At 61.9% G+C, this 19,673-nt stretch carries 18 protein-coding genes and 2 tRNA genes; 13 read left to right on the top strand and 7 right to left on the bottom strand.

What is annotated here, in order from left to right:
* Positions 1-85: 85 nt before the first annotated feature.
* The 3 genes from LDN70_RS13880 (at position 86) to LDN70_RS13870 (ending at position 1,445) form a co-directional block, all read left to right on the top strand.
* Positions 86-159 (top strand) — tRNA-Met (locus tag LDN70_RS13880).
* A 289-nt stretch (positions 160-448) separates the two neighbouring features.
* Positions 449-522, top strand: a tRNA-Met gene (locus LDN70_RS13875).
* A gap of 107 nt (positions 523-629) precedes the next feature.
* Positions 630-1,445 (top strand): GntR family transcriptional regulator, encoded by an 816-nt coding sequence (locus LDN70_RS13870; protein ID WP_223940558.1) that lies wholly within the window; start codon positions 630-632, stop codon positions 1,443-1,445.
* 101 nt (positions 1,446-1,546) lie between these two features.
* On the opposite strand, the gene LDN70_RS13865 is transcribed toward LDN70_RS13870, so the two are convergent.
* Positions 1,547-2,335: a PspA/IM30 family protein gene (locus LDN70_RS13865; RefSeq protein ID WP_142938525.1), complete on the bottom strand. Its 789-nt coding sequence runs from the start codon at positions 2,333-2,335 to the stop codon at positions 1,547-1,549.
* A gap of 99 nt (positions 2,336-2,434) precedes the next feature.
* On the bottom strand, positions 2,435-4,486 hold the full coding sequence (locus LDN70_RS13860; protein WP_187697141.1) for a TPM domain-containing protein: 2,052 nt from the start codon (positions 4,484-4,486) through the stop codon (positions 2,435-2,437).
* Positions 4,487-4,807: 321 nt separating this feature from the next.
* Between LDN70_RS13860 and LDN70_RS13855 the strand changes: the two genes are divergently transcribed.
* From LDN70_RS13855 to LDN70_RS13830, 6 genes are all read left to right on the top strand, one after another.
* Entirely contained in the window at positions 4,808-6,430 is a 1,623-nt protein-coding gene (locus tag LDN70_RS13855) for a trypsin-like peptidase domain-containing protein (RefSeq protein WP_166840098.1), read from the top strand.
* A 277-nt stretch (positions 6,431-6,707) separates the two neighbouring features.
* Positions 6,708-7,511 carry an electron transfer flavoprotein subunit beta/FixA family protein gene (locus LDN70_RS13850; protein WP_142938528.1) on the top strand — a complete coding sequence of 268 codons (804 nt, stop codon included), beginning with the start codon at positions 6,708-6,710 and terminating at the stop codon, positions 7,509-7,511.
* 14 nt (positions 7,512-7,525) lie between these two features.
* A complete protein-coding gene (locus tag LDN70_RS13845) occupies positions 7,526-8,479 on the top strand; it encodes an electron transfer flavoprotein subunit alpha/FixB family protein (RefSeq protein ID WP_142938529.1) in 954 nt (317 codons plus the stop codon).
* 5 nt (positions 8,480-8,484) lie between these two features.
* Positions 8,485-9,264 carry a PIG-L deacetylase family protein gene (locus LDN70_RS13840; RefSeq protein WP_223940557.1) on the top strand — a complete coding sequence of 260 codons (780 nt, stop codon included), beginning with the start codon at positions 8,485-8,487 and terminating at the stop codon, positions 9,262-9,264.
* A gap of 74 nt (positions 9,265-9,338) precedes the next feature.
* Entirely contained in the window at positions 9,339-9,884 is a 546-nt protein-coding gene (locus LDN70_RS13835) for a gluconokinase (protein ID WP_142938531.1), read from the top strand.
* Positions 9,881-11,284, top strand: a complete 1,404-nt coding sequence (locus LDN70_RS13830) for a GntT/GntP/DsdX family permease (protein WP_223940556.1) — start codon at positions 9,881-9,883, stop codon at positions 11,282-11,284. Before LDN70_RS13835 ends, LDN70_RS13830 begins: the two co-directional genes overlap by 4 nt.
* 81 nt (positions 11,285-11,365) lie before the next feature.
* On the opposite strand, the gene LDN70_RS13825 is transcribed toward LDN70_RS13830, so the two are convergent.
* The 4 genes from LDN70_RS13825 to LDN70_RS13810 all read right to left on the bottom strand — a co-directional run bounded on the left by LDN70_RS13825 (position 11,366) and on the right by LDN70_RS13810 (position 14,466).
* Positions 11,366-12,199, bottom strand: coding sequence for an anti-sigma factor (locus LDN70_RS13825; protein WP_223940555.1), 834 nt, complete (start codon positions 12,197-12,199; stop codon positions 11,366-11,368).
* Position 12,200: 1 nt separating this feature from the next.
* Entirely contained in the window at positions 12,201-12,806 is a 606-nt protein-coding gene (gene sigK, locus LDN70_RS13820; protein WP_165450183.1) for an ECF RNA polymerase sigma factor SigK, read from the bottom strand.
* Positions 12,807-12,994: 188 nt separating this feature from the next.
* Entirely contained in the window at positions 12,995-13,462 is a 468-nt protein-coding gene (locus tag LDN70_RS13815; protein ID WP_223940554.1) for a tRNA (cytidine(34)-2'-O)-methyltransferase, read from the bottom strand.
* Positions 13,463-13,521: 59 nt separating this feature from the next.
* Positions 13,522-14,466, bottom strand: coding sequence for a J domain-containing protein (locus tag LDN70_RS13810; protein ID WP_223940553.1), 945 nt, complete (start codon positions 14,464-14,466; stop codon positions 13,522-13,524).
* A 123-nt stretch (positions 14,467-14,589) separates the two neighbouring features.
* On the opposite strand from LDN70_RS13810, the gene LDN70_RS13805 reads away from it, so the two are divergent.
* From LDN70_RS13805 to LDN70_RS13790, 4 genes are all read left to right on the top strand, one after another.
* On the top strand, positions 14,590-15,516 hold the full coding sequence (locus LDN70_RS13805) for a diacylglycerol/lipid kinase family protein (protein ID WP_223940552.1): 927 nt from the start codon (positions 14,590-14,592) through the stop codon (positions 15,514-15,516).
* A 147-nt stretch (positions 15,517-15,663) separates the two neighbouring features.
* A complete protein-coding gene (locus LDN70_RS13800; protein ID WP_223940551.1) occupies positions 15,664-16,335 on the top strand; it encodes a hypothetical protein in 672 nt (223 codons plus the stop codon).
* A gap of 63 nt (positions 16,336-16,398) precedes the next feature.
* Positions 16,399-17,082, top strand: a complete 684-nt coding sequence (locus LDN70_RS13795; protein WP_223940550.1) for a helix-turn-helix transcriptional regulator — start codon at positions 16,399-16,401, stop codon at positions 17,080-17,082.
* A 26-nt stretch (positions 17,083-17,108) separates the two neighbouring features.
* A complete protein-coding gene (locus tag LDN70_RS13790; protein ID WP_223940549.1) occupies positions 17,109-18,341 on the top strand; it encodes a cysteine desulfurase family protein in 1,233 nt (410 codons plus the stop codon).
* Between the two features lie 3 nt (positions 18,342-18,344).
* Here LDN70_RS13790 and LDN70_RS13785 read toward each other — a convergent pair whose 3' ends face one another.
* Positions 18,345-19,586: an NAD(P)/FAD-dependent oxidoreductase gene (locus LDN70_RS13785; protein WP_142938539.1), complete on the bottom strand. Its 1,242-nt coding sequence runs from the start codon at positions 19,584-19,586 to the stop codon at positions 18,345-18,347.
* Between the last annotated feature and the right edge of the window lie 87 nt (positions 19,587-19,673).

Below are 19,673 nucleotides of genomic sequence, written 5' to 3'. Positions count from 1 at the left end.
GCCGGCCTTTCGCGTAGGGGGAGATGCAGATCACGTCGCCAGGATTTGGTCTCTCATTCACCGGCCGGTAATGTTGTTCTTGCGACGCGGGGTGGAGCAGTTCGGTAGCTCGCTGGGCTCATAACCCAGAGGTCACAGGTTCAAATCCTGTCCCCGCAACTGGAGAAAAGGTCCGGATCAGTAATTACTGATCCGGACCTTTTGTTGTGCCCTCACCCCCGCGATGGGCGCCCCCTCAGGCCCATCGCTCTCTCACATCCCGACGGGTTGGGCTGGATCCCCTCTCACATCCCGACGGGTTGGGCTGGATCCCCTCTCACATCCCTCTGGCCGGGGTGCTGCGGCAGCTATTGTGTGGGGCTTTAGGGTGCGGGGGAGTGATCTGCGGCACCTTAGGGGCCATATGGTCAGAAGCACCTTGAGGGGTGCGGTAGAGTTGTTCTTGCGACGCGGGGTGGAGCAGTTCGGTAGCTCGCTGGGCTCATAACCCAGAGGTCACAGGTTCAAATCCTGTCCCCGCAACTGGAGAAAAGATCCGGATCAGTTATTACTGATCCGGATCTTTTGTTTAACTGTTCGTCGGGATGCGAGTGCTAGCATCAAACCGGATTCGCTGAGGTATGAAATAGATGGGACGCTCAATGGTCAACGACGACTATGGATTTGGCCTTCAGCGGGAAGTTCTTCAGAGGGATGGCCCGGTGGCCGTGTATCAGCAGGTGGCTGACGTTTTGACGGATCACGTCAGCCGGCTGGAGCCAGGATCACGGATCCCCACGGAAGAGACTCTGATGGACGCCTACGGCATTAGCCGGACCACGGTCCGGAAAGCGCTGGAAACCCTGGTTGTGAAGGGTTTGTTGGTTCGAAGGCAGGGCAAGGGAACGTTCGTGATGGCCCAGCGTCCCGTCAAGATGCTGAACCGCCTGGCGCCGTTCATGGAGACGTTCACGGCGGCCGGCATGAAGACGGTCAAGGGACTCATCGAGTATAAGTGGATGGAGAAGGACCAATCAGTGCCAGCCAAGCTGGTGTCTGACGACAATCTGGTTTTGGTGATCCGGCGTTCCTACTCAAGCGCTGGGTGGCCTTATGCCATTGCGGAGATTTTCATTCCCTCCCACATCGGGCGCCATATCAGCTTGGCGGACGCCGAACGGAACTCCATTTATCAGGTCATTCAGGACAGAACGTTGAAGCCCCTCCACCGGGCTGAAATTACCGTTACCATGCATGCCCCGCCTGAGCATTTGGCAGACGCTTTGAACGTCCGTGGGTTCCCTATGGTCCCGCGCTTGGAACGAACGACGTTGGGCGCGCATGGGGAGGTCCTCGAGTGTACGGTGACCTACTTTCATCCCAAGGGATTCGAAATCCGCGCCGAGGTGGCAACCGACGTCAGCCCCGGCCAAGACACGCTAGGTCCCTTGACGGACCAGATGTAGTGCATGAAAAAACCGGACCGGATCCACTTCAGGATCCGGCCCGGTTCTGGTTTCAGTCTCTGGGCAGCTTGACCGATCGGTAGCTGGAGCCCAACTTCTTCTTAGAGTTTGTCGAAGTCGGCTTCGTCCACAGTTGCTCCGGTTGATGCGGGGGCGCCTGCGCCAATGGCGGGCTTGGCACCGCCCGATTTCAGGGCCGCAAGGCGGGCTTCGATCTCAGTCTGCTCTCCGAGGTCTTCGAGCTGGTTGAACTGGGCGTCAAGGCTGGAGCTGGCGAGTTCCTGCTGGCCCAGGACCTTGGCCTCTTCGCGACGGATCTTCTCTTCGAAGCGACCTACCTCGCTGGTGGGATCCATGATGTCGATGCTCTTGAGTGCGTCGTGCACTTGGGATTGTGCGGCGGCGGTCTTAGAGCGTGCCACGAGTTCGTTGCGCTTGGCGGTGAGCTGGTTCAGCTTGTTCTTCATCTGGTCAAGCCCGGTTTTGAGCTTGTCCACTACTTCGGTCTGGGAGGCGATGCTCGGCTCAGCTGCCTTTGCCTCGGACTCGGCAGTCATCTGGCGCTGGATTGCCACCTTGGCAAGGTTGTCAAACTTCTGTGCGTCTACGGGATCACCGGCGGCACGGTACTCGTCGGCCTTGCGGGACGCTGCTAGAGCCTTATTGCCCCAGTCCTGTGCGTTCTTGACGTCTTCGTTGTAGTCCGCCTGCAGCATCCGGAGATTGCCGATGGTCTGGGCCACGGCTGATTCGGCCTCGGCAATGTTGTTCGTGTAGTCGCGGACCATCTGGTCCAGCATCTTCTGCGGGTCCTCAGCCTGGTCCAGCAAGGCGTTGATGTTCGCCTTGGCGAGCTGTGAGATCCGACCGAAAATGGACTGCTTAACCATGGTGTTGCCTTTCGTCCTGCTCAGTGGTGCCACTGGAAATCAGTGATCAGTTGTTGTACCGCTTCTATACGGGGCGTTGACCCCGCCTAGTTTGTCTGGCTAGAAGCTGCCGGAGTCTCCGCCGCCAAAGTCGCCGCCGCCGCCGAAGTCGCCTCCGCCGCCGGAGTCGCCGCCGAAGAATCCGCCGCCGCCTCCGCCGTCGTTGCCGCCTCCCCAGCCGCCTCCGCCGCCGTTCAGGATGGAGTTGATGAGGATACCGCCAAGGATGGCACCGCCAAGGCCGCCGCCTCCGCCGCCTCCGCCGAACATCCCACCGCGGCCGTAGCCCTGATCGGCGTAACCGAACTGATCGACGTCGGACTGGGCGAGTTGTGCAGCCTGCGCCGCGAGCGAGTGTGCCTGCTGGGCGTAGGTAAGTGCGGTGACTGGATCATTGCGTGAGATGGAGAGTGCATAGTCAAGGTTGCGCTGGGCCTCGGCCAACCTTGTCCGGGCCTCTGTGCCCACGCCCCCGCGACGTGCAGTGATGTAGTCGGACGTAGCGCTGATCTGTGCCTGCGCCGCCATGATGGTTTGCTGAAGCGAGGCCTGGGCCCGGCGGGCTTGCTCCTGCTGATCGCGGACGCCGGACAAGGACTGATCGAGCGCCTGATGAGCAGACTCCAAACGGCTAAGCGTTGCGATGGGGTCGATCTTTCCGCCCTGAATTTCGGTTTTTACCTGTGCCAAGGCCGCTTCCACCCCGGCCACTGGACCGGCCAGTTCAGGGTGTGCACCGGACTGGATCATTGCCCGCGCCTGTGCGAGGTCCTGGCTGGTTTCTGCCACAGCGCCTTCCAGGGAAGCCCGGGCCTCATCCAGGCTGCCGGCCGTCTTGGAGATGGCATCGATCAACACGTTGGTTTGGTGCAGGCTCTCTTCTGCGGCGCGTACCGCAACAGCAGCGAGGCTGTTTTCGCCGCTTGCCAGCTTCTCCTGGGCAGCAGTTGCAGCGTTCTGTACGAACGCGAGCCGCTCCTTGGCCTGCAAGATGTTGTCGGAGACCTGGGTCAAAGCAGATTCGGCATATTTGGCGCGCAAACCTTCAAGCGACTGTTCCGCGCTGGCGATCTTGGCGTCGGCTTCCCTGGCTCCGGCCGTTACCGCTGCCAAGGCTTGAGGAGCGTTCTTTTCAAGCTCGCGCAGAGAGTCGAAGTCAGCCTTCTGATCTCGCAGCGAAGCCAATGCGGCTTCTGAGCGGCGAATGATCTCGCCGAGCCAACTACGCTGCTGCTCTTCAGTGTCAGGAATGTGGTCATCCAGCTGCTGCTGCAGCTTGAACGACTCCGTCATGTGGCCCTTCGCTTCTTCCAGGGCTTTGGTGAAGTTACCAATTGCGGAATCACCATACTGAGCCTGGGCGAAGCCCAGTTCCTGCTCGCTGGACTTGATGGCGTCGTCCGCCTCGATCAACAGTGAGCCGCTCTTCTGGCGCAGTTCCGGAATGGTCAGGCCCGCCAAGGGGTCAAGCTGTTCACCTTGTGGTCCATAGCTGGCGCTGACCGCCTTGGTGCTGCCCTTCTTGCGTCGGTTACGGAGGTACAGATACGTGCCTGCACCGCCGGCCGCTACGACGCCTACGCCGACAAGGACACCGACACCTGCGTTTCCGCTCGGAACGGTACCGCTACCGCCGCCGGCAGCGTCCCCGATGGCAGCCGCTGTGTCGATGGCCGCCTGTGCGAAGTCTTTCTTGCCGCCTGCCAGATTGGCTGTCACGGCATTTTGCGTAATGGCGGACTGCTTGGAGCGGATGGAACTTCCGGAATTCAGTACGAAGGTGTACTGGCCGGAAGCGGCAATTGCCAGGATCGCGTCTGCCTTACCCATGCCCTTGTTCTTGGCTACGGCCTCCGCCCAGGCGGGGGGTTCGGAGGGATTCGTGAAGGAGTCCACAGTGACCACATACAAGTTGTATTTGTGGTCCTTGAGCGTCTTTTGGATCGCTTCCTGAACTTCGCCCTTACGGCTACCCAGAAGATTGGCGTCATCCACAATGTTCTGGCCGGACGGAATGGTCACCGGATCTGCAGCCCAAGCGGAAGTGGCCGGTAGGGCCAACATTCCAGCCAGGCCGATTACGGCGAGTACGCGTTTAACTATTGACCGCATGTGCAACCCTTCAGCACGTCTGCGACTGGAACAAGGCGTACCAATCGTCACAGAATGCTCAGCGCCCCCACGCATGGTGTAAAGCCGCAGGTCGCTGTGGCAATTCCTCTTGATTCTATGGTGCACCCCCGAACCCGTCCACAGGGTTGAATATGCCACCAGCGAAATATAGGAGAGAGCTGGATTGGTGAGCCGTTGAGGGTCTTCTTGAGGGGGCGGCTACCAGCGACGACTTCCTTTCAGCAAGCTCCCAGCGAACGTCCGCTTTTGTTCCAGTTATTGGGTACATAGTGGTTGAAGACGAGGATGAAAGGAAGACCCATGACGGAGAACCCAGCGCAGGGCACTGCACCAGAGAACCGCGAGCCGTCGGAGCCGCGGGACAGCACGGGGGAGCAGGGCGATGCCGGCACCACTCCGCAGCAGCCCGCGTGGACTTCCCGGCAGGAGGCGGGGACCGAAAACCCGGCGCAGCCCACTACTCCGCTGCCTGCCTTCCAGCCTCCCGCCGCTCCGCAGCAGCCGCAGTACTACGGCGCTCCGCAGCCGCACAATCAGTCTTACCAGCAGCATGACCCGTCTCATCGCCCAAGCTACCCGCAGCACCAGCCGTTCTACGGGGGCTCGAATCCGGGACACAATGCCGCTTCCCAGTTCCACAACCAGCAAGGTTTCCAGGAACAGCAGGGGCACAACAGTCCAGGGATGCAGCACACCCCAGGGCACTCTTCCGTCAGCACCAAGCGCAAGCCGGCTTTCGGCGTCGGCACCCTTGTAGCTAGCATGCTGGCAGCGGGTCTGATCGGTGGCGGCGTGGTGGCGGGCAGTAACGCTCTGTGGGATAACCCCGCCCCGGCTGCTTCAACCGGCGGACAATCCAGCACCGTTATCGTGAATAACAAAGATGACGTCAACGTCATTACCGCTGCGGCCGCCAAGGCTTCGCCCAGCGTGGTGACCATCAAGGCGACCAGCGGAAATGAGGGCGGTACTGGTTCCGGCATCATTTTGGATGACCAGGGCCACATCCTCACCAACACCCACGTCGTCACGCTCGATGGCGCCACCGCAAACGCCGCAATTGAGGTCCGCACCAGCGATGGCAAGGTCCTCAAGGCCACTGTGGTTGGCACTGACCCTTTGTCCGACCTTGCAGTCATCAAGGTAAGCGATGCCTCTGGCCTCGTCCCGGCAACGCTTGGTGACTCTTCCAAGATCAATGTGGGGGACACCGCCGTCGCCATCGGTTCACCGTTGGGTCTTACCGGCACGGTGACCGATGGCATCGTGTCCACGCTCAACCGAACCATCAGCGTGGCGTCCTCTGCTGTGCCGGAAGGCACGCCGGATGAGAGCCAGGGCGGAGACGAAGGCTTCCAGTTCGCGCCGCCAAATGGTGGCCAGAGCCAGAGCACAGCCAACGAGGGCTCGATTGCCATCAACGTCATCCAGACTGATGCTGCCATCAACCCCGGCAACTCCGGGGGCGCGCTCGTGAACAGCAAGGGTGAAGTAATCGGCGTCAACGTGGCCATCGCTTCGGCGGGCAGTGGAACGTCCGAATCGTCCAGCGGTAACATCGGCGTCGGTTTCAGTGTTCCCATCAACCACGCCAAGCGCGTGGCGCAGGAGATCATCGAAACCGGTAAAGCCAGCCACGGGCAGTTCGGTGTGTCAGTTCGTTCGAAGTCGTCCTCGGGCAGCGATTCAGGCTTCTCGGTGGGTGCTGAGGTTGCGTCGGTGACCTCGGGTTCTGCTGCTGCGAAGGCAGGACTCAAGGTTGGCGATGTGGTGACCAAGTTCGGCGACTACGCCGTGAGCGATCCCAACCAGCTGACTGCGGCGGTTCGGGAGCAACCTGCCGGTGCCAAGGTCAAGGTAACCATTCAGCGCGGGGGACAGACACAAGAGGTTGAGGTCACCCTCGACGCCGCTCAGCAGTAGCGCTCAGCAGTAGGCGGCCCAGCGGGAGGCAGGAGCAACCCACGACGGCGGACGGCACCTTGGCAGTGCCGCCCGCCGTTTGTGGGTGTCCCGGCACCGCACGCTGCAGCACAAGAGCATCGCGCGTAGCTGAAACAGGGCTTAACGCTGGGAGTGGTTTTCTGCGGGCAATATGCTTAGCTAGGACGAGCCCACGCGCTGGGTTATTCACGGCCACGCTGCTGCGTTTGGCCGTCCACAAGCATGGAAGGCTGCTTCGAAGACAGTGGAAGAGACATTGAAGATTGTCGTTCTGGTCAAGCACGTCCCGGACGCCCAGTTTGACCGGCACATCACCGGACCTGGCAACACGACCGACCGTGATGAGAGCATCTTGTCTGAATTGGACGAGTACGCCCTCGAGGCAGCGCTCCAATTGGCGGAGGAACGCGGCGGACCGAAGGCCGGGAATGAGGTCATTGCTTTGAGCATGGGCCCGTCCGGTGCGGTCAATGCTGTGAAGAAGTCCCTACAGATTGGCGCGTATTCCGGCGTGCACCTCAGCGACGACGCTTTGGCTGGTTCGGATGCGGCTGCCACTTCGCTGGCGCTTGCCGCTGCTATTCGCCACATCTCGGCCGATGGCCGCCCGGTGGACCTGGTCCTGACGGGCATGGCTTCCACCGATGGCGAGACTTCGCTCATCCCGGCCCAACTTGCCGAGCGCTTGCAGTTCCCGCAGGTCACGTTCGCTTCCAGCCTTGAGGTTACGGGTGGCCGGGTCAGCGCCCGCCGTGACGCCGGCGCCTTCTCGGAAACCGTTGAGGCGGAGCTCCCGGCCGTTGTTTCCGTCACGGACCAGATCAACGAGCCCCGTTACCCCAACTTCAAGGGCATCCTGGCGGCCAAGAAGAAGAAGATCGCCTCCCTGTCACTTGCTGACATTGGCGTGGACGCTTCACAGGTGGGCTCGGCTGGCTCCTGGACAGTGGTGGAGTCCGCAGAGGCCCGCCCGCCGCGGACAGCAGGAACCATCATTACCGACGACGGCGACGCCGGCATCAAGCTGGTGGACTTCCTAGCCGCACAGAAGCTGCTCTAAAGGGGACTCGAACCATGGCAAATGCACTTGTTTTCATTGACAACCCGGGATCAGCTCTCAAGAAGAGCAGCCTGGAGCTCCTGACCATCGCCCGCTCGCTGGGGGAGACCGCCGTCGCGTTCACCGGGGAGTTGAACGACGACGTCGCCGCCACTTTGGGTGCCTACGGTGCCACGACGGTTTACCAGCCGTCGGTGGACGACCTCGACAACTACTTGGTGGGCCCGAAGGCCGCCTACCTTGCCGCTGCAGTAGCAGCATCCGGCGCCACAGCAGTCCTCGTGGACAACTCGCCTGAGGGCAAGGAGATTGCGGGCAGGCTGGGCATTAAGCTCAGTGCCGGCGTCATTACCGACGTCGTGGGTGTTGACGCTGACGGCACTGCGCACAAGTCCGTCTTGGCGGGCTCTTACAACACCACGGCGAAAGCTACTACTCCTGTGACCGTCCTTTCGGTCAAGGCCAACAACGTGGAACCTGTTCCTGCCGGTGCCGCCGCTGCACCGGCAACTGCCACTGTTGAGGTTCCCGCTCATGGCTTGGCGAACTCCGCACGCATCGCAGCCCGCACCGAGAAGCCCGTCAGCGGGCGGCCTGATCTGAGCGAAGCGAGGATCGTGGTTGCCGGCGGCCGTGGCGTAGATGGTGACTTCGGCCCGCTCGAAGAGCTTGCCGACGCCCTTGGCGCTGCTGTAGGTGCTTCCCGCGCCGCTACTGATGCGGGATGGATTGGCCATGATGCGCAGGTTGGCCAGACCGGTGTCACGGTGTCTCCGCAGCTGTACATTTCAGCCGGTATTTCAGGTGCAATCCAGCAGAAAGCTGGAATGCAGACTTCCAAGGTCATTGTGGCCATCAACAAGGACGCGGAATCGCCGGTGTTTGAGATTGCCGATTACGGCATCATCGGTGACCTCTTCAAGGTCCTTCCGCAGGCCACCGCAGAGATCAAGAAGCGGAAAGGCTGATCCCTTTGACCACTGACATCACGTCAGCAAAGAGCCCGTTCGATGCCTCCACGGAGCGCGTTGAGCGGGTGCTTTGTTTTACTGCCCATCCCGACGATATCGATTTTGGCGCGGCCGGGACCATCGCGGCCTGGACGGCTGCCGGCGTCGAGGTCAGCTATTGCATCATGACCGACGGCGATGCCGGAGGATTCGATCCCGTGGACCGCGAACGGATCATCGAACTGCGGGCTGAGGAGCAGAAGCGTGCTGCTGCTCTGGTGGGCGTTACGGATATCCACTATCTTCACGAACGGGACGGGTATCTGGAGCCGACACATGACGTCATCAAGCGCGTGGTGAAGCTGATCCGGGAAGTCCGGCCGGACATCGTGTTGACCATGCACCCCGAAAGGAACTGGGACCGGCTCCAGAAGAGCCACCCGGACCACCTTGCAGCGGGGGAAGCCGTGACCCGGGCAGTCTATCCGGCAGTGGAGAATCCGTTCGCTTACCCGGAACTGGATGCGGCCGGACTAAAGGCCTACAAGCTACCGTGGCTGTGGTTCATCTCCAGCCCGGAGGCCAGGGAGAACCACTCTGTGGATGTTTCGGATCATGTCGACGCCAAGCTTGACGCCATCAGGATTCATGCGAGCCAGCACCCCGATATCGAGGGCATGGAGCGTGTGGTGAGGTCCATGATGCTCGGCAATGGCGAGCGGGCCGGGCTGCCCGAAGGAGCCAGCGCAGAGTATTTCCACGTTGTCCCAGTCAACGGTTCCACTACGATCGCCGGCTTCTGACGTTGCTGTGGTGTAACCCGTGTCATATGCTTGATCTCGGTTAAATCATATTTATTCGAGGAAGGCAGACTTTGATGGCGAAGACTGCGCAACAACCCGTACTGGTGATTATGGGAGTCTCCGGTTCCGGCAAGTCGACGGTGGCCGGCGTTCTCGCCGGGAAGCTTGGATGGGATCTTGCCGAAGGCGACGACCTGCACCCGGAGGCCAACGTGGCCAAGATGCAGTCGGGGCTGGCTCTGAGCGATGAGGACCGGTGGCCCTGGCTGAGCATCATCTCGGACTGGATCCGTGAGCGCGCGGATGCCGGAACACCGGCAATCATTACGTGCTCGGCACTCAAAAAGAAGTACCGCGACGTGCTCCGCGGCGACAACGTTGTTTTCGTCTTCCTGCAGGGGAGCAAGGACAAGATCTCCGACCGCCTGGCCTCCAGGCATGGCCACTTCATGCCGCCGTCGCTCTTGGAATCGCAGTTCGACGCACTTGAGGAACCCACCCGGGACGAGAACTACATTTCCTTGTGTGTTTCCGCGTCCCCCGCAGAGGAAGCCGACGAAGTTATTGAACGGCTCGGTCTCCGGCCTGTAGGTGCCGGTACCGAAGCGACCGCCTCGTGAAAGTCCTCGATACAGCGACGCAGATACAGGAATGGACGGCCCACGACACGCAACTCCTTGTGGTGGCTGCACTGGGCATTGCACTGATTGTGGTGCTGATCGCAAAGCTCAAACTTCACCCGTTCCTGGCGCTGGTTCTGGGCTCGGCCTTTGTGGGCCTGGCGTCCGGCGTCGAGCTTGGCAAGGTCATCTCCAACTTCGAGGACGGTGTGGGGGGTGTCCTTAAGGAAGTCGGCTTACTCATTGCGCTCGGGGCAATGCTTGGTAAATTGCTGGCCGATTCCGGTGGCGCAAACCGGGTGGTGGATACCCTGTTGGCCAAGGCCAGCGGGAACAAGCTCGTCTGGATGATGACCTTGGTGGCCGTGATCATCGGCCTGCCCATGTTCTTCGAAATTGGGCTCGTCCTGCTCCTTCCGGTGATCGTCCTGGTAACGCAGCGCTCCAAGATGAAGCTGATGCGCATCGCGATCCCGGCGCTGGCCGGCCTGTCCGTGCTTCACGGGCTGGTGCCGCCGCACCCGGGGCCATTGATTGCGATCAGCGCAGTCAAAGCCGAACTTGGCACAACGTTGGCACTTGGCATTCTTGTGGCCATTCCCACGGTGATTATCTGCGGCCCGCTGTTCTCCAGGCTTGCTGCCCGCTGGGTACCCGTCGACGCGCCCGCCGTGGCCGGCGGGATCGACACGCAGCATGCAGTGGACCTCAGCGCGGTCAAACGCCAGCCCTCGTTCCTGGTGACTTTGCTGACCATCATTTTCCCTGTGGTCCTCATGCTGTTGAAGGCCGTGGGTGGAATTATCTGGCCGGACCCGGAGACGGCACCAGCCCTCCGGACCTTCTTCGACTTCGTGGGTCAGCCCTTGGTGGCCATGACGTTGGCTGTGCTTCTGGCCATGGTGACGTTCGGATACGCTGTTGGGTTCACCGGCAGCAAGATCACAGCCAAGCTGGGTGAAAGCCTTGGACCCATTGCGGGGATCCTCCTCATTGTTGGCGCGGGCGGCGGTTTCAAGCAGACCCTGATCGGTGCCGGGGTAGGTGACTCCGTCAAGAAGTGGGCCGAGGGCACCAACATGTCAGTTCTGGTGCTGGGCTTCATCGTGGCTGTGGCGCTCCGGCTGGCCACGGGCTCGGCAACGGTGGCCACCGTAACGGCCGCCGGCATCGTGGCACCCCTTGCCAGCAGCCTGAGCCTCACACACGCGGCTTTGTTGGCCCTGGCCATCGGTGCGGGTTCCTTGTTCCTGTCCCACGTCAACGACGCTGGATTCTGGTTGGTCAAGGAGTTGTTCGGACTTACCGTGGGGCAGACCTTCAAGACATGGTCTGTCATGGAGACGCTGATCTCCGTGGTGGCCTTCGGGTTCGTCATGCTTTTATCGCTCGTGTTGTAGCTGCGGAAGCAACTGCTAAATGCCCGACGGCGGCCGTCCCCTGGGTGGGGCGGCCGCCGTCGGGCGTTGGAACGTCAAGAGTCAGGCGCTGAGCCCGACCACCAGCACCGGATCCGTGGTGGGGGCGCTGGAGCCGCCCGTGGGTTCCACCGTGATGGCTACGGACGACGCTGAGGACAAGCCCTTCACTACCGCCGGTTTGGAGAGTGTCTCAGCATCCATGGTGCCCTGCGGTACAGGGGCAGAGCCGTCCTTGGGGAGGGTCCATAACTGGTAGACCTTGCCCTCCGGTGCGGGCGAAACGCCATCCATAAGCACCACAAAGGAATCCTTGGCCGACGATGCGGAGATGGTGGCTGTACCGCCGCCGGGAACCGGTGCAGACTTCTTCTGGACGTCCTGGGCCTGGAGTACTTGGTTCACCGGGTCATTTTGTGCAGAGACGTAGGCGCCCACCCCGATGCCACCGAGTGCGATGACGGCTGCGGCGGCGGCGCCCACGATCCACCGGCGTGCGCCACCAACGCGCGTACGCTCCTCACGCCTCATCCTGGCGGCAGCGAGGTCATCGACGGCGGGGCTTTCCACTGAGGGAGCCACCGGCTGTGCGAAGGGCTGGGCGGCGGCATCCTTGGTGATGCGCTCCAGGATATCGTCGAAGAGACCTGCAGGCGGTTCTTCCTCCGGGGCAAAACTCACGGCAAGGGTCTCGCGGGCTTCGCGTACCCGCTCCAGGAATTCAGGACGTTCGGGGGCGTCCTTGATGTAATGGTCAATCATGGCCCGTTCGTCGTCACTCACGGCGTCCAGGGCGTAGAGTTCGGCGAGTTCGAGGACACGACCCTCGGCGAGGTCTGTAGCGATGTCGTTGGCAAACATTCTGCGGATAAAGCCTCCACTGGTGTTTTCACTCATTTCAACCCACCCCCAGGCACGTCTTCAGGCGCAGTAGTCCATCACGGATGCGGGACTTGATGGTGGGGACTGCGGCACCGAGATGCTCGGCGACTTCCCGATACGTCAGCCCGCCGTAGTACGCGAGCCTGACGGATTCTCGCTGCGTGTCCGTCAGGGTACCGAGGCATCGGCTGACAGCTTCAGCTTCCAAGTTGGTGTCGGCTTCCTCGGTTACCAGGTCCCGGTCCGGGTCCTGGCTCGCTGCGCCGTACTTGGCTTCCCGGTCAGTTGCCGCTTGCACGGCGCGGACACGGTCAATGGCGCGCCGATGTGCGATAGTCATGAGCCAGGCCAGCGGTGTCCCTGCAGCGCGGTCAAATTTTGCAGCTCCCTGCCAGACCTGGAGATAAACCTCCTGGGTTGCGTCCTCGCTGAGGTCAGGGTCTATCAGGACGCGCCTGGCCATGCCGAAGACACGCCTGGAGGTGAGGCGATAGAGCTCGGCGAATGCCTGCTGGTCGCCTGCTGCCACGAGTTCGAGCAAGAGGGCAAGCTGCGAATTCAGATCAGTCGAAGAGCCTGTAGCTTCGAAGACCGGGGGGCCGGGATTGTTGGGGATGTCCATCACGGTCCAGCATATGTCGTCCCGTTTGAAAGCGGCAGCATCATGGGGTCGCGTCGGCGGCGCGGCGGTGCTCTGACTTGCCGTCATCACCCTGGTCTGCAACGCGCTCACGTAGGCTCCCTCAACGAATGTCCAAGGCAGGAATTGTCCTGCACAAGGTATTCGGTGCCGGGACGCCGTTGGATGGGCTACATCTTGGCGCCGGCAAATCCGTTCTGCCGCCAGGCTTCAAACACGGCGATTGAAGCAGCGTTGGCCAGGTTGAGCGAACGCAGAGAAGGCTTCATGGGAAGGCGGACACGAGCGGTTACGTGTGGATCCTGCTTGAGCCAGTCCGGCAAGCCCACGGATTCGGGCCCGAACATCAGGACGTCACCTTCGCGGTAGCTGATGTCCGTATAGGAGGTCTCGCCGTCGGAGGTGTAAGCGAAAACCCGTTCCGGGGTGAGAGCAGCCCAGGCGGCGTCGATGTCTTTGTGGACAGTAACTACGGCCAGATCGTGGTAATCGAGACCGGCACGACGCAACTTGGCGTCGGAAAAATCAAAGCCGAGTGGCTCCACCAGGTGAAGCTCGGCCCCCGTAATGGCGGCCAAACGGATGGCGTTGCCCGTATTGCCCGGGATTTCTGGAGTATGGAAGAGGATGCGGAACACCGTCCCATCTTAGTCAGCCCGTGCGGCTAGGGCCGCGTCCAGAGACGGCACCGCTGTGACTAGTGCATTCCGCGAATCAGCCTGGCCAGGACCGGCACGACTACGGTGTTCGGCGCCGGCCCGGAGCTGAGGAACTGCTTCAGCCCCCTTACCAGCCCCGCCGCGTTGGCTACCTCCACAGCTGTGTTGCTCGATTGTCCCTTGCCATATTGGTCAATGACAGGTTCGTGAAGATTTCCGTCAGGACTGTGAAGGACCACCCATCCGGTGACATTGAGCTCCGGAAAGAGGTCCTGCATATGCCGGACGATATGGCCGAGCTGTGGAGGAGCCACCGAACGACCACCATGGCGCAGCGAATGGCCGTCCCAGGCGTATGCCCCTTTGGGCAGCAGCATGGAACCTATCAGTGCCAATCTGTAGCCGGACAGGACGGCGTGGTCGATGTGGTTGTTGTCCGACGGCGAGCGCAACCCATTGATGAGCCTGGCTGCGGGTATGGCGGGCAGGACTTGCCGGCTGATGAGCTGGACCGTGCGCATTTCGCGTTGGATGCGGGCTTCGGCGCCAAAGATGCCTCGTTTGCGGGGGAGGCCGTGAACCTGTTGGGCCGCTTCCGCCGCTGGGATGAGCGGAACCTCGTTGGGATCATCAAAGGGGGGAACATAGACTGCAGGATCGCCGGCAGTGTTGCGCTGGGCCTGGGGTCGTTTGAGGTTTGCAGTCGCGAAGGGCCCCGGTGCCGCAGCGCCTGTGTAGTCGCCCGCCCGAGGCTGGCTCACATCGGAGGCACCGCGGCCGTACCTTCGGTCGTAGTCGGCCCTGCGTTGGGGATCTATGAGAGTTTCGTATGCGAGGGTCACCCGCCGGAACATCTCCGCTTCTCCGCCGTGATCGGGGTGGGCTTTCCGGGCAGCCTTGCGGTAGGCCACTTTGATCTCCTTGTCCGTAGCGGTGACGGAAATGCGGAGAACCTGATAGTGCGAACTGCTGCCCTCGGCCAAGCACGGGCCCTTCTCTATGATGGTGGTCGCGCCTCTGGAGAGGTGCGGTACTGGCAAGTTTATCCAGCCACTCTGTGAACGTCGGTAACGTGGCGTGTGGTTCCCGCTGGCATAATTCAGGCTGTGAATCCTCCGGCAGCGAAGAACCCATCCATCGCGCCGATGAAGATCGCTGTTGCCATTAATCCTGAGGCATCTTTTGGTCGTCGGCGCAGTGCCGGGCACCAAGCCGCAGAGTACATCCGCGCCGCCGGATGGGACGTCGTCGTACTTGAAGCGGAGAACTATGACGCTTTGCGCAGATCGGTGGACCGGACGCTGGAAACCGGGGTGGAGGCGTTGGTAGTGGTGGGCGGCGATGGCATGGTCCACCTTGGCGTCAACGCGCTCGTGGGGCTGGACTTCCCTCTCGGCATCGTTCCCGCCGGGACAGGCAATGATGTGGCGCGGCTGTTGGCTTTACCGTTGAACGACACCGCGGCCGCGTGCCGTCGGCTACTGCTTGCGTTGGAGACCGGCGGACGGAGGATCGACGCCGGAAGGGTCACCGCTGGTGGTGAGACCACCTACTTCGCAGGCGTCCTGTCCGCCGGATTCGATGCAGCCGTCAACGAGCGCGCCAATTCGTGGAGCTGGCCACGCGGCAGGAGCCGCTACAACCTTGCTATGCTCCGGGAGCTGGGCTCTTTTCGCCGGATCACCTACACCGTGACTGCCGATGGCGTGTTGTGGAGCCAGCCTGCCCTGCTCATTTCAGTGGCCAACGGACAGTTCATTGGCGGGGGCATGAAGATCACCCCTGAGGCGGTGCCCGATGACGGGTGGTTGGACATGTTTGTGGTCAAGCCCCTGTCCAGGCTCCGTTTCCTGGGCGTGTTTCCCAAGGTTTTCGCCGGAAAGCACACCAACCATCCTGCCGTGGAGATCATGCGCGTCCGGAAAGTGCGCTTGGAGGCTGACGGGGTGGTGGCATATGCGGACGGGGAACGAATCGGCCCATTGCCGGTGGAGGTGGAGGTGGTTCCTGCTGGTTTGCGGGTTCTCGCCTAGTGCGTCCGTCTATGAGTGAGTCCTCAAGCGCGCTTCCGTACTGACGCAGCCTCGCTGCGACGGGCAGCTAGACTCGATCGCGGTGGCAGGCGGGTCGATCGGCGCGGTCCCCACACCATATTTGAGAGCGCACGGCAAGGAGACATAGTGGCGAGCAACGTTCGACGACGACTGGCCGGCTTGGCTGCCCTCGGAACCGCCGGTGTCCTGCTGGCAGGCTGCAGCGTCAACGTCCCTGACCCTACTGCGCCTAAGTCGTCGCCGTCGGTCTCCACGCTGGCGACGCCCACCATCACTCCAGGACACGACGCGGCCGCGGTGGCTGCGAAGGACTTGCCGCTTGCGGCAGGGAGCACGTTGGCTGCGGGGGAGCCCGTGACAGTTTCCACACGGTTGGAGGAGGTTCCCGGTTGGTCGGTGGTGCACTCCGGCCTGCAGGGCGAAAGCAGATACAAGAAGGCTGACGGTTGCACCCTCGCAGTCCGCGTGAGCGTGAATCAGGGCCCGCTGGTGGTGGCCGCTGACGACGTCGCCTCAACCAAGGAATTGTTCACCTACCTCAACGTTGGTGCGCTGGACGGCCTGAAGCCGGCGACTTTGCGTTGGGGAGAAGGATCCGATAAACCACAGCGTAGCGTGGAGTTCCTGAGCCTGGAGTCTTCGGCCGCATCCGGCGGTAAGCCTGCCTTGGTCCTGGCCAGGTTGTTCAGCGCCCCCGCGTCCTCCGTCTATGTTTCCCTGTCGTGCCCGGACGACGCAACGTTGAGCGCCGCCCGTGCGGAAACTGTGGCCCAGCTCGTTGTGGTACCGCCGTCCTGACCCTGCCTTTCTTGGCTATTCCGCTAAAGCAACGATTCTTATTTTTAGATATATCTTTGGTGTATGGGCACGTCCGAACTCCCGTGGATCCGGAAAATCACTGCTGTTGCTGCCTTGGGCGATGAAAACCGCCGCAGGCTATATGAGTACGTTCTGAGTGCAGGGGAGGCCGTCAGCCGGGATGGGGCGGCCTTGGCACTCGAGCTGCCCCGCAGTTCGGCTTCCTTCCATTTGGACCGTTTGGTCCGCGAAGGGCTCTTGCGGGTTGAGTTCAGGAAATCCCCTGAGAAGACAGGGCCTGGGTCGGGGCGGCCATCAAAGCTCTACAGGCCCGTCATGGACGAGGTGGGCGTCTCTGTTCCTGAGCGGCACTACGACCTCGCCGGTCACCTCATGGCCGCGGCGATCACGCGCTCTCAGGCCGACGGTGTGCCGGCGCTGGAAGCGATGCGCGATGTCGCTGCAGCTGCAGGGCGCGAGGTTGGACGCCCTGGCCATTTCCTGGGTGCACTCTCGGAACTCGGATACGACCCCTCGCCGGACGCTGCCGGGGGATACCGCCTGCTCAACTGTCCGTTCCATCGCTTGTCGCGGGACCACGCGGAAGTGGTGTGCGCAATGAACGGCGCGTTCCTCAGCGGTGCTGCTGCGGCCTCCGGACTCAGTGCCGGCATCATCGTGCCGGATCCGGACCATGGTCCGGGACGCTGCTGTGCGCGCATCAATGCCCTTGGTAAGGAATCCTGAACGCCAGGCGTCGGTAGAATAACAAGGTGCCTGTATACCTTGACCACGCCGCAACCACGCCCCTGTCGGCCGAAGCGCTCGCTGTGATGACGCGCGAGCTGGCGCGGACCGGTAATCCTTCGTCGCTTCACGGTGCGGGCCGCCGCGCGAGGCGAGCGGTGGAGGATGCCAGGGAGGCGCTGGCGGCGGCTGCCGGGGCACACCCATCCGAGGTCATTTTCACCTCAGGCGGGACGGAAGCGGACAACCTGGCGGTGAAGGGTCTGTTCTGGGCCAGGCGGGACGAGAATCCGCGCCGTACACGCATCCTTTGCTCCGCCGTCGAGCACCATGCGGTCATGGATACCGTCGAATGGCTTGTAAGGCATGAAGGTGCTGACGTTGTGTGGATTCCGGTAGACAGCGACGGCGCTGTTCGGCTGGAGGTCGTCCGGCAGGAAATCGAACGCGATCCCGAATCAATTGCCTTGGTCACAGTGATGTGGGCCAACAATGAAGTAGGTACCATCCAGCCGGTGACGGAGATTGTGGAGCTGGCAAAACCGCATGGAGTCCCGGTTCACTCCGATGCCGTCCAGGCTTTCGGATCGATTCCCGTGGACTTTCGTGGCTCGGGACTCTCTGCAATGTCCGTTTCGGGGCACAAGCTTGGTGGTCCGGTGGGGGTCGGCGCACTTTTCCTGGGAAGGGCCGTGAAGCTGACGCCGGTGCAGCACGGCGGCGGGCAGGAACGCGATGTGCGCTCGGGAACACTGGACACTCCCGCAATCGCCGCTTTTGCCGCAGCCGCGGAGGCTGTCACTGCAAACCTGCCCGTTGAAAAAGAACGTCTCAGTTTGTTGCGCGACCGCCTTATCAACGGAGTACACGATTCCGTGCCGGGCGCGGTGCTGAGGGGTGCTCCCGGGGACGGGCGGCTGCCGGGGAACGCCCACTTCACCTTCCCTGGTTGTGAAGGCGACTCATTGCTCTTTCTCCTGGACCTGGCAGGCGTTGAATCCTCCACGGGTTCGGCGTGCACGGCAGGGGTGCCACGGCCTTCGCACGTCCTCCTGGCAATGGGCCTGGATGAAGATACTGCACGCGGCGCCCAGCGCTTTACGCTGGGGCACAGTTCCACCGATGCGGATGTGGACGCGCTCTTGAAAGCCCTGCCCGAGGCGTGCTTAAGGGCCCGGCAGGCCGGAATGGCCGGTCATGAATCCAGCATTCAAACAGCAGCGACGGTGGCTCGGCAGGCCTCGTCGGAACCTTTCTAGCTCTTACGGCTCATCGGGCAGCAGTTCGTCCAGTGGCACCCCGAGATCCGTCAGTTTGTTGACGTTCACAGGGGTGCGGGTTGAAATCAAGGCCTTGATGGGCTTCTGAACCCGGCGCTGGTTGACGCTCATTCCGGCAACTACCACCCCCTCCCTCAACCAAAAAGCGATGAAGCTGCCGTCATCAAGCGAGCCGCGGATCATCGGTGTGATTCCGGAGGTCAAGGAGGGAAACCCCGAGTACTCCATGCTGACGGTGAACTGGTCCGTATAGAAGTACGGCACCACGTCCAGTTGGGCATCCCGGCCCATCATGGACTTTGCAGCCACCTTGCCGCCGTTGAGCGCGTTGGCCCAATGTTCGCTGCGATGGTGCTCGGCGGTAAATGGGTGGAGTGCGTTGGCTACATCTCCTGCAGCCAGCACATCCGGTGCACTGGACCTCAGCCCGGTATCCACCAGTATTCCATTGCGGATGGCAAGCCCTGCGGCTTCGCCGAGTGCGGTGTCAGGTACCACGCCGACGGCAACGATCACCACATCGGCGGGCAGCGTTTCGCCGGTATTGGTGCGGACCGCCGTCGCCCTGCCGTCCTGTCCTTCAATTCCGGCAGCGCTTGCCGGAAGGCGGAACGTCACGCCCTGATCTTCGTGGAGCCGATGAAAGAATCCACCAAGTTCAGGTCCGATGGCGGCACTCAGCGGTATGTCTTCCAGCCCCAGCAGTGTGACGTCGTTGCCATATGTGCGGGCTGCTGCCGCCAGTTCCATGCCGATCCACCCGGAGCCGATCATGACCACCTTCTTGCCTCCGTCCTTAAGGAGGTTCTGAAGCTGCACACTGTCATCGAAGGTTCGGAAGGTCATTACCCCGTCAAGGTCCGCACCTGGAAGCGGAATGGTTCGAGGCCGGGCGCCCGTGGCGAGGAGCAGCTTGGAGTAGTGAAGGCTTCGGCCGTCGGCCAGTGCCACAGCGTGCCCCCGGGGGTCGATCCGGCTGGCGAGGCTTTCGAGAAGAAGCTCGACGCCGTTTTCCCCGTACCATTTATCCGGCACCACCAGAGCAGCATCTGCCTCAGCTTTGCCAAGGAGGAATTCCTTGGAAAGGGGAGGGCGTATATAAGGTGGTCGGTTCTCTGCGGCCACCAAGGTTACGGGCCCTTCATAGCCTTCGGCGCGGAGGGTTTTGGCTGCGGTGGCGCCGGCAAGCCCGCCGCCGACGATAACTATGTGTTCGTGTGCCATGTCAGCTCGATTCTAAAACCAATTATTTTGACTTTAGAAGCACGGGTGGGGTCAGTCAAGGGTTTTAGGGTAGGCGTGGCACGGCAG

The organism is Arthrobacter sp. StoSoilB22 (assembly GCF_019977315.1).
GTDB lineage: Bacteria > Actinomycetota > Actinomycetes > Actinomycetales > Micrococcaceae > Arthrobacter.
The sequence above is the reverse complement of the archived record's forward strand: the minus strand, read 5'-3'. Positions and strand labels throughout refer to the sequence as shown.